Origin of the sequence: Cupriavidus necator (assembly GCF_040578825.1) — a bacterium.
Classification (GTDB): Bacteria; Pseudomonadota; Gammaproteobacteria; order Burkholderiales; family Burkholderiaceae; genus Cupriavidus; species Cupriavidus necator_E.
Window position 1 is genome coordinate 1 of the sequence record NZ_JBEFLI010000054.1, and the last position, 13,788, is coordinate 13,788.

The following is a 13,788-nucleotide window of genomic DNA, read 5'->3' on the forward strand; positions in this document are numbered from 1 at the left end:
ATCGCGAGCAGCTCACATCGTTGATGACGCGTCGACGGCAGTTGCTGGAGATGCGTGTGGCGGAAGGCAATCGGTTGGAGAAGGCGTCGGCACAGGCGGCACGTAGTATCCGCGCGGTGATCCGGACGCTGGACAAGCAAATCAGCCAAATCGACAAGGATGTGGACGGGCAAATCGAGAAGCACTTCAAAGACCAGCGTGCGCTGCTTGAAGCGGTTAAAGGTGTGGGCGCGGTGACGACCATGACGTTGCTGGCGGCTCTGCCGGAGTTGGGCAAGCTGGGGCGAAGGGCCATCAGCAAGCTGGTCGGCGTTGCACCGCTGGCCAATGATTCCGGCAAACGGCAAGGTCCGCGACGCATCTGGGGCGGACGTGGCGAAGTGCGCGCGGTGCTGTACATGGCCACGCTGTCGGCTAAGCGCTACAACCCGGCCATTGCGTCGTTCTACCAGCGTCTGCTCGCGGCCGGCAAGCCTAAGAAGGTTGCCATCGTTGCCTGCATGCGCAAGCTGCTGACCATCCTGAATGCGATGGTCAGAGATGGCGCAATGTGGGACCCGACTAAGCATGTTTTGCCGTCCGTTAAGCCTTGACTTTAAACACAGTTGCTCTCCCGCTTGCGAGAGGGGCCGGGGGTGAGGGCAGGCGCTGGCAATATCGACGCGCGTGACTTCGTTGATGCACCGGCGTGTGGGCACGCCCCCCGCGATTTAACCCGAATGAGCGGCAAACCCCTCCACACCCGGCGCGATCTCCTCACGCAACGTGAGTTGCGGAATGTCATAGTCCCCCGCATTCTGCGGCCGGAACGGGATCGGCGCGATCGACCCGAGCGTATCCAGCCGCTGCCCCAGTTCTTCGCGGATCTCGGCAAAACGTGCATCGTCAACCCGGCTGGTCCGGTACACCACGTACGGCGGCAGTACGTCAAAGCCCGGGTAGTACAAGATGCCGTGATGGATCGGGAACAAGATGTCGTCGATCGGCCCATTGATGCCGCGCGCGCTGTAGTGCGATTCCCAGCCACCGGCAGTGACCACCAGCATCGCGCGCTTGCCGGCCAGCATGCCTTCGCCATAGCGGTCGCCCCAGCGCTCGTCGGAGTGCTCGCCCACGCCATACGCAAACCCGTAGGCATAGACGCGCTCGACCCAGCCCTTCAGGATCGCCGGCATCGAGAACCACCACAGCGGGAACTGCAGGATGACGGCATCCGCCCAGCGGAGCTTTTCCTGCTCGCGCGCGATATCGTCGCTCTGCAGGCCGTTCTCGTAGGCATGCTTAGAGTCCAGTGACGGATGAAAAGGCGTGCCGCCGGGCCGCGCCTTGCTGTCGGCGGCGTCGAGCTGCGCTTTCCACTGCATTGCATAGAGGTCCGAGACCTGCACGTTGTGGCCCGCATCGCGCAGACGCTGTATCGCGAAGTCGCGGAGCGCGCCATTCAGCGACCTGGGCTCCGGATGGGCGTAGACAAGAAGTACGTTCATGATGGCTGCATCGAAGGATTGTGTAGGGTGAAGCCAGCATAGGCCGTACTCATGTATATTGGAAATGAATATCCAATATTGCAGGTATTGCCATGACTAATCTCAGAAAGCTCGACCTGAACCTGCTGGTGACGCTTGACGTGCTGCTGTCCGAGCACAACGTGACCCGCGCCGCGCAGCGACTGAACTTCTCGCAGCCTTCCGTCAGTGTCCACCTCGCCAAGCTGCGCGACTACTTCGGCGACCCGCTGCTGCTGCCGGGCCCGCGCGGCATGCGTCCTACGGCGCGAGCCGAGGCGCTGCGCGAGCCGTTGCGCGAGGCGCTGGCTGCGCTGGAGCAAACGGTCTCGCCGGACGCGCCGTTCGATCCCGCCGCCTCCACGCATACCTGGCGCGTGGCCGCGACGGACTATGGCGAGTCCACCATCGTGCTGCCCGCGCTGCAGGCGCTGCGCGCGGCGGCGCCGGGCGCGCGGCTGGCCGTGCTGGAAATGGCGCCGTCGCGCATTGCCAGGCAGGCGGAACAAGCCGAACTCGATCTTGCGTTCCACACCAGCGACGGCGCCCCGCCGGGGCTGCACCGCCGCGCGCTCTTTACCGAACGCTATGTGCTGGTGGGACGCGCCGGCCACCCGCGGCTGAAGCGCCGTCCGACGCTGGCCCAGTTCTGCGCCCTGGACCATGTGATCGTGTCGCCGGATGGCGGCGGATTTTTTGGCGTGACCGATGAGACGCTGGCCAGCGCCGGCATGCAGCGGCGCGTCGTGCTGTCAGTGCCCCACTTCCTGTTTGTGTCGGAGGTCGTGATGCGCACGGAGCTCGTGGCGATGCTGCCCGCGCGGCTGGTGCACGACCATGCGGGACTGCAAGTGGTAGAGCCGCCGGTGCAGGTGCCGGGCTACGAGATGTCGATGCTGTGGCACGAACGCGTGCACCGCGATCCGGCGCACCGGTGGCTGCGCGACCTGATCCTGCGGTCCGTGTAGAAGGGGCGGCACGGACCAGTCATTCCGCCCTCTTTTGCATACAAAACTGGAATACAATCAATCCTTTCAAACCCCGGCGGGATGTTTCCACGCCGCATCCAGTTTTGGAGGAGACCCATGACGTACTGTGCAACCGGCCTGACTTCCCCGCATGCAGCGGCGCTTGCGCCGATCGAGGACTACCTGCAAGGCCATATCACCGGCAAGGCCGAATATATGGTCAGGGCCTTCCACGCCGACGCCCGCATCGTTTCCTACCGCGACGGCAAGCTGCATTCGCTGACCGTTGACGAGTTCGTCTCCGCGCGCTGCCCCGGACATCCCGCGCCGGACGAGGCGCAGCGCAAGCGTTCGATCACGCAGTTCGATGTGGTCGGCAATGCCGGCGTTGCCAAGGTGGTGCTGGACTACCCGGACGTCGTCTTCACAGACTACATGACGCTGCTGCAGATCGACGGCGCCTGGAAGATCGTCAACAAGACCTTCAGCGCGGCGCCGCGCGTACCGGCCGACAAGTAAGCATCAGCGGCGGGCGGCCGCAGCCTCAGCCAGGCAACACCGCGGTCGCTTCGATCTCGAACAGCATGTTGTCCAGCGCCAGCCGCGGCACGGGGATCAGCGTGCAGGCCGGCACCGGCTTGTCGCCCCACATCTCGCGCAGCGCCGCGCCGAAGGTACGCAGGCGGTCGTGCGAATGGTCGACCACCAGCACCGTCAGCTTGGCCACATCGCCGACATCAGCGCCGGCGGCTTTCAGCGCGATGCGCAGGTTCTGCATTGCGCGCGCAACCTGCCGCGGAAAATCCGGCGCCAGGCCACCGGCGGCATCCTCGCCGCCCTGCCCCGACACATAGACGATGCGCGCGGGCCCCTCCACCACAGCCACATGCGAATAACCATTGGGACGCGGATCGTACAGGCCGTCGGGATTGAGCAGGCTCAGCGACGTATTGGCGCGCGCAGGCGGCTGCACGGACGACAGCGGGGGCGAGAAAGGCGAGAAGGGCAGCATGGGGTCAACTCAGAGTTGAGGAAAGCCGAACAATGGAGCCGCCAGTATCAAACCTCAACTTAACTTGAGGTCAAGCGCGCCCATGGTGATAGCATGGGCATTCCTCCGGCCGACTAGCTGCTCGCCCCCTCTGCCATGGCATCCGCGAAACAACCCACCGCACCGCGCCGGCGCCGCCCCGCGCCCGCCGAGCCACTGCTGTCCGTCGGCGAGGTCGCCGCGCGCACCGGCATCGCGGTGTCCGCGCTCCATTTCTATGAATCGCGCGGCCTGATCGCCAGCACGCGCAGCGGCGGCAACCAGCGCCGCTATCCGCGCGCGGTGCTGCGGCGCCTGGCCGTGATCCGCGTGGCGCAGCGCATGGGCCTGCCGCTGGCGGTGATCGCCGCGGCCATGCAGAAACTGCCCGACGGACGCGCGCCCACCGTTGCCGACTGGCGCAAGTTGTCCGCAAGCTGGCGCGACGATCTCGACGAACGCATCCGCACGCTGACGCAGCTGCGCGACCAGCTCGACGGCTGTATCGGCTGCGGCTGCCTGTCGCTGAAGGCATGCCCGCTGCGCAATCCGCAGGACACGCTGGCAGGCGCTGGCCCGGGGCCGCATTTCCCCGGCGAGGCGCAATGACTGCCGCCGCCGTGCCCGGGGATTACCTGATCGTCTGCAGGTAGCCCAGCAGATCTTCGATCTGCTTGTCGTTGCCGATGCCCCAGAAGCGCATCTTCGTGCCTGGCACCACCTTGCCCGGTGCGCGGATAAAAGCGGCCAGCGTGTCGTGCGACCACACCACCTTGGATGCGCGCATCGCCTCGGAATACTGGTAGTCGCTGGTGCCGCCGGCCGGACGGCCGAAGAGGCCGTTCAACTGCGGGCCAAAGCCGGCGCGCGCATTGCGGCCGACGTGGTGGCAGGAGGCACAGCGCGCGGCGAACAATGCCTTGCCAGCCGCGATATCGGGAGCGGCGTGGGCGGCGGTGGCGGCGGCAAGGCCGGCCAGGGCAAACGCGGAAAATACGGCACGGCGCATGAGGTGATGGCAGGGGGATGGCTTTGCGGCGGGGACTGAATGATACAGGGCGTGGCCGGCCCGGCTTACACCCCGTCACACTTGCAACACTTTGCGCGGCCTATATTACGAGCCCGCCCCCTACAGTAAGGCCATGTCCAACGCCCCCTGGGAGGCAAACATGAAACGAATCATCGCCATGGCAGTAGTCGGTGGGGCAATGCTCGCGGCCAGCGCGGGGGCTTACGCCGGCGTGAATATCGACATTGGCATCGGCGTCCCGGGCGTTGTGGTTGCCGAGCCCGCACCGGTCTATCGCCCGGCGCCGGTCTACCGCGCGGCCCCGGTCTATGCACCGGCACCGGTGTATGCGCCGGCTCCGGTCGCATATGCCCCGGCGCCGGTGGCCTATGCGTCGCGCCCGGTGGTGGTGGCTCCCGTCCCGGTGCGCTATGACCGGTACGACGGCCGCGACTATCACCGCGACTATCACCGCGCCTACCATCGCGAACAACGCCGCGAATGGCGCGAGCGCGAATGGGCGCGCCGCCATGGCTATGAGGGCCCGGGCCGCCGCTGGGACTGATGGCTGACCCTGACGGCTCACCCTGACGGCTGACCAGCCTGGGTTGCGCGCCTGCAAGGATTCGCAACTCAGGCTACCCTGTCGGCACTGTCACAACGTGCCGCGGGCTGCGATGCAGCAGCCCCCCAGGAAAAGCCATGCCGCAACCCCTCAGAATCGACTTCGTCTCCGATATTGCCTGCCCCTGGTGCGCCATCGGCCTGTCCTCGCTGCGGCAGGCGCTGCAGCGGCTTGGCGATACGGTGGACGCCGAGATCGTACTGCACCCCTTCGAACTGAACCCGCAGATGGGTGCCGAGGGCGAGGCCATCGTCGACTACCTCGGCAAGAAGTACAGCCGCACGCCCGCGCAAATCGCCGAGACTCAGGCCATGATCCGCGAGCGCGGCGCCGGCGTGGGCTTCACCTTCGGCGAGCGCACGCGCGTCTACAACACCTTCGACGCCCACCGGCTGCTGCATTGGGCCGGCCTCGAAGGCAAGCAACTGCCGCTCAAGCTCGCGCTGCTGCGCGCCTACCATACCGACGGCAAGGACCCGAGCCATCACGACGTGCTGGTGGAAGCCGCGGCATCCGCCGGCCTCGACGCCGCGCAGGCCCGCAAGATCCTGGAAAGCGATGACTATGCCGATGCGGTGCGCGCCGAAGAGCGCGAGTACCAGGGCATGGGCATCCAGTCGGTGCCGTCGATCCTCTTCAACAACCGCTATCTCGTCACTGGCGGCCAGCCGGTGGAGGCGTTTGAGCAGGCGATCCGGCAGATCGTGGACGAGATGCAGCAGCAGCCGGTGCAGGGCTGAGCCTGCCGTGTGAAAAAAGCCCGCCCGGAACCCCGGGCGGGCCAGCACTGCCACGTCTCTTCCGTGGTTCAGCGCACCGCCGTCTTCATCCGCGCCGGCACCGCCTCTGCCGCCATCGGCGTGCGGTTCGCCAGGCCCAGCACCACCTGCCATGCGAACGACACCGCGCCGACGATAAACACCACATCGCCGAAGGTCCGCACCCAGCGCAGTGTCTGCAGGATGGGCTGCTGCATGAACGCCTCGCTGCGCGCATACCAGGTGCCATGCTCGACGCTCGCCAGGAACTGGATGATGCCGATCGGCAGCAGGCTCGTGCCGATCATCAGCACCAGCCCCGCATTCAGCCCCCAGAACGCGGTCTTCATCAGCGCCGGGCTGAGCCGGTAAGCCGGCCGCACATAGCGCAGCACCAGCAGCGTGAAGCCCAGCGCCAGGAAGCCATAGACCCCGAACAGCGCGGCGTGCGCGTGGACCGGCGTGGTGTTCTGGCCCTGGATGTAGTACAGCGAGATCGGCGGGTTGATCATGAAGCCGAATACGCCTGCGCCCAGCATGTTCCAGAACGCCACCGCGACAAAGCACATCAGCGGCCACTTCAGCTCTGCCATCCACGGTGCGCGATGCTTGAGGCGCCAGTTTTCCCACGCTTCATGTCCGAGCACGATCAGCGGCACCACTTCCAGCGCGCTGAACGCGGCGCCCACTGCCATCACCGGCGTGGTGGTGCCGGCAAAGTACAGGTGGTGGAAGGTGCCCGGAATGCCGCCCAGCATGAACAGCGATGCCGAAGCCAGGCTGGCCGCGGTCGCCATGGGGCGCGACACCAGCCCCAGCGTCGAGAAGATAAAGGCCAGCGCCGTGGTCGCGAACACTTCGAAGAAGCCTTCCACCCACAGGTGCACGACCCACCAGCGCCAGTACTCCATCACCGTCAGGCTGGTGCGTTCGCCATAGAACAGCCCCGCGCCATAGAACAGCCCGATCGCCACCACCGATGACGTCAGCAGCGCCAGCAGGTTGCGGTCGGTGCCGCGGGCGCGCAGTGCCGGCATGATGCCGCGCATCATCAGCACCAGCCAGATCAGGATGCCGGCAAACTTGCCGATCTGCCACAGGCGGCCCAGGTCGACATACTCATAGCCCTGGTGCCCCAGCCAGAAGTTCAGGTGCGCGGGCATTCTCTGCGCGATCGCCAGGTAGTTGCCGATAAACGATCCCACTACCACGACCACCAGCGCCCAGAACAACACGTTGACACCGAGCCGCTGGTACTTCGGGTCCCTGCCGCCGTTGATCAGCGGCGCCAGGAACAGGCCCGCGGCGAGGAAACCGGTGGCGATCCAGAACAGCGCGCTCTGGATATGCCAGGTGCGCACCAGCGCGTACGGGAACCACTGTGACACATCGATGCCGTAGAACTTCTGCCCTTCGACGGTGTAGTGCGCGGTAAAGCCGCCCAGGAACACCTGGAACACAAAGAGCGCCACCACCAGGAACAGGTACTTGCCGAGCGCGCGCTGCGACGGCGTCAGTGCGACGGCCAGCAGCGGATCGCGCGCCGGCGCCTGCGGCGGCGTTTCTTCGTGGCCGCGCAGGAAGGCCCAGGCCCATACCAGCAACCCCACGCCTGCCAGCAGCACCACTACGCTGATCACCGACCACACCACGTTTTCGCTGGTGGGCTGGTTGCCGATCAGCGGCTCGTGCGGCCAGTTGTTGGTGTAGGTGGCCTCGTGTCCCGGGCGCGCGGTCGATGCGGCCCAGGCGGTCCAGAAGAAGAAATGCGTCAGCTGCTCGCGCCGTTCGGCGCCGGGCAGCGTGTTCTCTTTCATCGCGTAGTGCTCGCGCGTGGTGTGCAGCGCGGGCGCGTCGGAGAAGAGCTGGTCGTAGTAGGCGGCGGTGTTGGCGATAGCCTGTGCGCGCCGGTTCGAGACGGTCAGCACCTTCGTCTGCGGATCGGCGGCATTGCCCCGGTATTCGATGCGAAGCTGTTCGCGCAATGCGGCTTGCGCGGGCGCGGCGAGCTGCGCGTAGGGCCGGCCATACGCGTCCTGCGCGGCGAGGTCGAGCCACGCGGTCAGCTCGCGATGCAGCCAGTCGGCGGTCCAGTCCGGCGCCTGGTAGGCGCCGTGGCCCCAGATGGAGCCAAGCTGCATGCCGCCCACCGACTGCCATGCGGTCTGGCCGTCGAGGATATCGTCGCCGGTAAAGAGCGTGCGGCCGTCTACAGTGGCAACCTTGGCCGGCATTGGCGGCGCCTGGCGGTACACCTCGACACCGTAGTAGCCGAGCAGGGAGAAGGTGACCGCCAGCACGGCGATCAGCAGGAACCATAGTCTGCGATAAGAGCCCATGATGCTAAGTTGTTGGTTGTGGTGGCGTGCGCAGGCCGGGTCAGGCATGCGTGGAGCAGGAGCAGGCGGGCGCTTCGTTGGCGGCGGCAGGGCCGGCCGGCGTTTCGAACAGCACGTTGTTTTCCAGGTGGATGTGTTCCATCAGGTCTTCGCGCAACGTGCGCAACCCCAGGTAGAGCGCGCGCCAGGTATTGCAGGCCGCGCGCGGCAGCGTGATGTCGTTGGTCAGCGCCGCCAGTTGCTGCAGCGCCTGGCCATGGTCGTCATGCTCCAGCCGCATCACGGCGATGGGGCGGCCCGCGGCGGCGCGCATGCCGCGCGACAGCATCGGGAACAGCACCTGCTCTTCCTTCTGCATATGGGTTTCCAGCTCGCCGAGCATCGCGGTCAGGTGGCCGGCCAGGCCGAGCGGGCAATCGGGGCGGTCGCCATGGACCTGCTCGACCCGACGCGCGAGGCGGATCAGCTCGGGCAACTGCTCGCGGTGACGCTGATGGAAACGCGTGAGGATATGCGCGATCAACGCTGACGGCGCCGCCGTATTCCAGTCGTCCGCGGTGGGTTGAGCCGCATCCTGCAGCACGCGCAGCTGCGCTTCGATATTGCCGATGGCCGCCGCATCGAGCCCCTTCTCCTGCGCGGCATCGCGCAGGGTCTGCTTGCCGCCGCAGCAGAAGTCCAGCGCGTAATCGTGGAAGATCCGCGTGGCACCCGGGATGCGGCGGGCCAGTTGGCCAAGGGATTGGTCCTGCAACGTCATGATTGTTTCTCCGTGTGGAAGTTACGCATGCATGACTTACGCGAGGAGCGTGCCCGAAAAAAACATAAGCATATCAATGGCTTGAAAAACAGTAGGTGAGAAATACCCTATACTTCGCGCGGTACTTATGACCCAGAGGGTAGCTTTCACCATGATGCCGGGCGCCATGTATCCCGACCTGTTGGCCGATCTCGTCACCGACCTGCCGCAAGCCGTTCGCCTGCAGCGCCTGGTCAGCGTGCTGCGTACGCATTTCCGTTGCGGCGCGGTGGCGCTGCTGCGGCTCGAGGAAGACCACCTGCGCCCCGTTGCCGTCGACGGCCTGGTGCGCGCCGCGCTGGGCCGGCGCTTCGCGGTTGGCCTGCATCCACGCCTGGCGGCGATCCTGTCGCGGCGCGGCGTGACCTGCTTTCACCACGACAGCGTGCTGCCCGATCCGTACGACGGCCTGATCGACGAACACGTAGGCGAGCCGCTGCCGGTGCACGACTGCATGGGCACCAGCCTGGAAGTCGACGGCCGGCCGTGGGGCGCGCTGACGCTGGATGCATTGACCGTCGGCACCTTCGATACCGCCGCGCAGGCCGAGCTGCAGCGGCTGACCGTTATCGTCGAAGCGGCGATCCGCACCACGCGGCTAGAGGCGGAGATTCGCGCGCTGCAGCTCGCGCGCGGCACGCCCGCGACCGATGAGGGCGCTGCCGGCAATGGCGAAATCACCGGCGAGATCGTTGGCCAGAGTGAAGCCATCGCGAACCTGCTGCACGAACTGGAAGTGGTGGCCGATACCGATCTGCCGGTGCTGCTGCTGGGCGAAACCGGCGTCGGCAAGGAGTTGTTCGCGCACCGCCTGCACCGGCAATCGCGCCGGCGCGCGCACCCGCTGGTGCATGTCAACTGCGCGGCGCTGCCCGAGTCATTGGCAGAGAGCGAACTGTTCGGCCACGCCCGCGGCGCTTTCTCCGGCGCCACCGGCGAACGCCCCGGCCGTTTCGAAGCCGCTGACGGCGGCACGCTCTTTCTCGACGAAGTGGGCGAGTTGCCGCTGGCAATCCAGGCCAAGCTGCTGCGCACGCTGCAGAACGGCGAGATCCAGCGCCTGGGCTCCGACCGCCCGCGCCGCGTCAACGTGCGCGTGATCGCCGCCACCAACCGCAACCTGCGCGAACACGTGCGCGACGGCTCGTTCCGCGCCGATCTCTACCACCGCCTGTCGGTCTACCCCATCCCCATCCCGCCGCTGCGCGAACGCGGCAACGACGTACTGCTGCTCGCCGGTCGCTTCCTGGAACTGAACCGCGCACGCCTGGGCCTGCGCAGCGTGCGTTTGTCAGCCGCGGCGCAGGATGCGCTGCGGCGCTACCGCTGGCCCGGCAACGTGCGCGAGCTCGAACACGTGATCAGCCGCGCCGCACTGCGCGCGGTAAGCCGCGGCGCGGGCCGCAATGACATCGTCACGCTGGAAGCGGAGCTGCTCGACCTGGATGGACTGGAAACGCCGTCGTCGCGCATGACCGGTGGCGGCGTGGCCCAGCCCTTTGCCTCGCCGACCCTGGTGGCTGGCACCACGCTGCGCGATGCGGTGGAGCAAACCCAGCGCGCCTGCATCGAGCAGGCGCTGCAGGTCCATCACGGCAACTGGGCGCAGGCGGCGCGGCAGCTGGGGGTGGATGCCAGCAACCTGCATAAGCTGGCCAAGCGCCTGGGGTGCAAGTAAGGGCCGGGAACCGGGAACGCCATCGCATTCGAGTCGCCGCGCGCGTCACATGCCTGCGCGACGCGTGCCGGCCCATTGTGTCATCGCCAGGCCCATCCGCGCATCACCAGCCATGCAACATGCCATCACCCGTCACCATTCCGTCATGGCGACGCCTCCCAATACCGCATAAGCTAGTCAGCATGCCGGCCCGCACGGCGGTGCGCCGGTGTGCCGTGCATGGGCGCCCTGGTGCGGACATCACGGCCCAACAGGAGATTTCCCGTGATGATGACTGCAACGCAGGCCTTCTGGCCGCAAGCCTTCTGGCCACAAGCCATGTGGTCGCAAACCGTTTGGCCACAAGCCATGTGGCCGTTCCCGACCTTCTTCACCGGCATGCACCAGGTCGAGACGATGCAATCCGACCTGGCGGAGAACCTGCGCCGGATGACCGAACTCAACCTTGAGTTCGCCAGGTCGATGTTTGAGGAATTGCAACTCGATGCAATGGGCGCGGTGGTGATGCAGGACCCGGAAGAACTGTACGCGCGCGAGATCGCCAGCGAGCTGCCGCTGCTGGGCGGGCCGCTGCACTATGTCTCGGCGATGATGGAGCTGATGGCGCGCGCGCAGCAGAAGTGGATCGACGGGTGGGGTCATCTGCTGACGCGTGGCATATTGCCCGACTGGCCGGTCGGCCGGGATAGCGTGACGGATGTACCGCCCTGGTCGATCCGTGAAACGCCGCGGCCGCAGCCCGCTGAAAGCTGAACCGCGCGCTCACAACCGCCCACACCCGCTCACACCGTCACCACGATTCGGAAGGAACGTTGATCCGCTCGCCATAGGCCGGCCAGCGGACCATCGACACCGGCGCCACAATGCTGCCGCATCGCCCGGCACCAGCTGTCGACGCTTCCGCCAACCGTTTCCACGACACCGGCTGCTTCCAGTCCCAGTCCGGACGGCAGTGTCGGCGTCTCGATACAGGTCCCGGCACGCAGCAGCGCCTCGGCCCGGTTCAGGCCCAGCGGCCGGACGCGGATGCGGACTTGCCCGCGTGCCGGCGGCTGCACATCGACATCCTCGATGCGCAGCACGCGAGCGCGTGCAGGCCGGCGCGCTGGTGCAGCGTTTTCCGGGCCAGCCGGCGTTTCTCTACGATGCGTACGCGCTGTGGCTGCAAACGCCGCACCTGCCACGCAAGGTCCGGCCTGCCGTCGATGCACCGGCCGAGGCCTTGCCCCGCTCTATGTCATAAGCGACAGCTATCGTGGTGGCCTGCGGTGGCGGCCGGCGGCGCGCGTTGCGTCAGACACACGGCGCTCAAACCCGCCGCGCAGCCCGGTATCATCCGTCCTGATGAGAACGCGAACCCGATATGCCGGCGTCCGACCCACGCGCCGGGACAAAGCTAAAGACACGGCGGCCCGCCATCACGCGCGCCGCAACGTGACCACCGGGCCGATCCCTGGCACCCCTGCCTAGCGCATCGGTCCAGCTCGCGCCGCGCCTCCCATGCCTTCCTACCCCCTGGTTCTCCTGCTCACCATCGCCGTCATCTGCAGCATCGGCATGGTCATCACCACCTGGCCGCGGCGCGACGACCCCACGGTCCAGGCTTTCCTGGTGATGGCCGGCGGCGTGGTGATCTGGAGCGGCGGCCGGCTGCTGGAGATCAGTTCGGCCGACCTGCCGGGCCGCATCCTGTGGGCCAAGGTGCAGTACGTGGGCATCGTGGCGGTGCCGATCGGCTGGCTGGTGGCGATGGTGCACCTGAGCCGCCCGCGCTATGTGGTGCCGTGGTCGAGACTGTGGCTGCCGGTGCTGGCGGCGGTGGTGACCGTGGTGCTGGTCTTCACCAACGAGCGCCACCACCTGATCTGGCAGCGCATCACGCTGATGCCGCCGGGGGTCGCGCCCGGCGCGGTCTTCGAGCACGGTCCGGGCTATATCGTGGCGGCGGGCTGGTCCTATGCGTTGCTGGCGCTGAGTGTGTATTTCCTGGTCACCGCGCAGGTGCCCAACACCGCCCTGTCGCGGCGCGGCCGCGCCATCCTGGCCGCCGGCCTGGCATTGCCGCTGCTCGCGCATATCGCCTACCTGAAGCGCTGGACCGGTCCGCTCGGCGGCGACCTGACGCCGGCGACGTTTTCGCTGATGGCGGTGCTGGTGTGGTTCTGCGCGCTGCGCACCCATCTGGACGATATCGGCCATTACGCGCGGCTGCGCGTATTCGATGCGCTGGGTGAAGGCTGCGTGATCGTCGACGGCCATGGCGCGATCGTCGAATTCAATCCGGCCGCGGCGCAGTTATGGCCCGAGCTGCGCCGCGGCAGCCCGGTGCCCGCGGGCTGGCAAGCCGCGCTGCGGCGCACACCGGATCCCCCCGATAACGCGGCATCCATCCCGTTCGTGCCGGCGGGCGCGCCGTTCGAGCTCACCGTGGAAAGCGTGGCGCGCCTGGACGGCAGGCAGATCGGCAGCCTGGTGTTCATGCGCGATATCAGCCGGTTCCAGTCGCGCGAGCTGGCGCTGACCGCGCAGCTCGGGCAGACCGAAGAGCAGCTATCGCAGGTGCAGGCCGACCTCGATATCGACGCGCTGACCGGCATCCCAAACCGGCGCTATTTCCAGCGGGAGTCGATTGCGACCGTGACCCGCGCCTGCGAGCGCAACCAGGCGCTGGGCCTGCTGATTCTCGACGTCGACCTGTTCAAGCAGTACAACGACCTGCACGGCCACGTGGCCGGCGACGACTGCCTGCGCCAGATCGCCACCGCGCTGACCCGCACGCTGGCCGGTCCGCAGTTCTGCGCGCGGCTCGGCGGCGAGGAGTTCGCGGTGGTGCTGCCCGAGGCCTCGCGCGAGGAAACCCGCGCGGTGGCCCGCCGCATGGTGGCCGCGGTGCGCGAGCTCGGCATCGCGCACAACGGCACGCCGGTGCAGCCGTTGGTCACCATCAGCGTGGGCGCGGTGTGGACCGTGCCGGAAGCGCCGCGGCTGGAGCCGCTGCTGCACCGTGCCGACAGCGCGATGTATCGCGCCAAGCGGGCCGGACGCAACCGCTTCATGCTGGATGGCGACGCGTAGCC

General features: G+C 67.1%; 15 protein-coding genes. 9 read left to right on the plus strand and 6 right to left on the minus strand.

Going from position 1 to position 13,788, the window contains the following annotated elements; all coding sequences use genetic code 11:
* On the plus strand, nt 1-593 hold a 593-nt coding region (locus AB1I47_RS23425), incomplete at its 5' end, for a transposase (protein WP_354686105.1).
* A gap of 117 nt (nt 594-710) precedes the next feature.
* Here the strand turns inward: AB1I47_RS23425 and AB1I47_RS23430 are convergent.
* Nucleotides 711-1,487 (minus strand): NAD(P)H-dependent oxidoreductase, encoded by a 777-nt coding sequence (locus tag AB1I47_RS23430; RefSeq protein WP_354686106.1) that lies wholly within the window; start codon nt 1,485-1,487, stop codon nt 711-713.
* Between the two features lie 92 nt (nt 1,488-1,579).
* Between AB1I47_RS23430 and AB1I47_RS23435 the strand changes: the two genes are divergently transcribed.
* A complete protein-coding gene (locus AB1I47_RS23435; RefSeq protein WP_354686107.1) occupies nt 1,580-2,473 on the plus strand; it encodes a LysR family transcriptional regulator in 894 nt (297 codons plus the stop codon).
* A 117-nt stretch (nt 2,474-2,590) separates the two neighbouring features.
* Complete coding sequence (locus AB1I47_RS23440; protein WP_354686108.1) at nt 2,591-2,992, plus strand: nuclear transport factor 2 family protein; 402 nt, start codon at nt 2,591-2,593, stop codon at nt 2,990-2,992.
* Between the two features lie 25 nt (nt 2,993-3,017).
* Here AB1I47_RS23440 and AB1I47_RS23445 read toward each other — a convergent pair whose 3' ends face one another.
* Complete coding sequence (locus AB1I47_RS23445; protein WP_354686109.1) at nt 3,018-3,485, minus strand: RidA family protein; 468 nt, start codon at nt 3,483-3,485, stop codon at nt 3,018-3,020.
* A gap of 135 nt (nt 3,486-3,620) precedes the next feature.
* On the opposite strand from AB1I47_RS23445, the gene soxR reads away from it, so the two are divergent.
* Nucleotides 3,621-4,112 (plus strand): redox-sensitive transcriptional activator SoxR, encoded by a 492-nt coding sequence (gene soxR / locus AB1I47_RS23450; RefSeq protein ID WP_354686110.1) that lies wholly within the window; start codon nt 3,621-3,623, stop codon nt 4,110-4,112.
* Nucleotides 4,113-4,134: 22 nt separating this feature from the next.
* Here soxR and AB1I47_RS23455 read toward each other — a convergent pair whose 3' ends face one another.
* A complete protein-coding gene (locus AB1I47_RS23455; protein WP_354686111.1) occupies nt 4,135-4,512 on the minus strand; it encodes a c-type cytochrome in 378 nt (125 codons plus the stop codon).
* 160 nt (nt 4,513-4,672) lie between these two features.
* On the opposite strand from AB1I47_RS23455, the gene AB1I47_RS23460 reads away from it, so the two are divergent.
* Together AB1I47_RS23460 and AB1I47_RS23465 are read left to right on the plus strand one after the other, a co-directional pair.
* On the plus strand, nt 4,673-5,077 hold the full coding sequence (locus AB1I47_RS23460) for a hypothetical protein (protein WP_407935892.1): 405 nt from the start codon (nt 4,673-4,675) through the stop codon (nt 5,075-5,077).
* 137 nt (nt 5,078-5,214) lie between these two features.
* Complete coding sequence (locus tag AB1I47_RS23465; RefSeq protein ID WP_354686112.1) at nt 5,215-5,877, plus strand: DsbA family oxidoreductase; 663 nt, start codon at nt 5,215-5,217, stop codon at nt 5,875-5,877.
* 68 nt (nt 5,878-5,945) lie between these two features.
* Here AB1I47_RS23465 and AB1I47_RS23470 read toward each other — a convergent pair whose 3' ends face one another.
* The gene (locus tag AB1I47_RS23470; protein ID WP_354686113.1) at nt 5,946-8,234 is read right to left on the minus strand and encodes a nitric-oxide reductase large subunit; all 2,289 of its coding nucleotides are present in this window, start codon (nt 8,232-8,234) and stop codon (nt 5,946-5,948) included.
* Nucleotides 8,235-8,274: 40 nt separating this feature from the next.
* Nucleotides 8,275-8,994: an iron-sulfur cluster repair protein YtfE gene (gene ytfE / locus AB1I47_RS23475; protein ID WP_354686114.1), complete on the minus strand. Its 720-nt coding sequence runs from the start codon at nt 8,992-8,994 to the stop codon at nt 8,275-8,277.
* Between the two features lie 151 nt (nt 8,995-9,145).
* Between ytfE and norR the strand changes: the two genes are divergently transcribed.
* The gene (norR, locus tag AB1I47_RS23480) at nt 9,146-10,711 is read left to right on the plus strand and encodes a nitric oxide reductase transcriptional regulator NorR (protein WP_407935894.1); all 1,566 of its coding nucleotides are present in this window, start codon (nt 9,146-9,148) and stop codon (nt 10,709-10,711) included.
* Between the two features lie 219 nt (nt 10,712-10,930).
* Nucleotides 10,931-11,464 (plus strand): phasin family protein, encoded by a 534-nt coding sequence (locus AB1I47_RS23485; RefSeq protein ID WP_354686115.1) that lies wholly within the window; start codon nt 10,931-10,933, stop codon nt 11,462-11,464.
* Between the two features lie 29 nt (nt 11,465-11,493).
* Here the strand turns inward: AB1I47_RS23485 and AB1I47_RS23490 are convergent, their stop codons facing one another.
* Nucleotides 11,494-11,793, minus strand: a complete 300-nt coding sequence (locus AB1I47_RS23490; protein WP_354686116.1) for an alcohol dehydrogenase catalytic domain-containing protein — start codon at nt 11,791-11,793, stop codon at nt 11,494-11,496.
* A 418-nt stretch (nt 11,794-12,211) separates the two neighbouring features.
* On the opposite strand from AB1I47_RS23490, the gene AB1I47_RS23495 reads away from it, so the two are divergent.
* Nucleotides 12,212-13,786 (plus strand): histidine kinase N-terminal 7TM domain-containing protein, encoded by a 1,575-nt coding sequence (locus AB1I47_RS23495; RefSeq protein ID WP_354686117.1) that lies wholly within the window; start codon nt 12,212-12,214, stop codon nt 13,784-13,786.
* Nucleotides 13,787-13,788 lie beyond the last annotated feature (2 nt).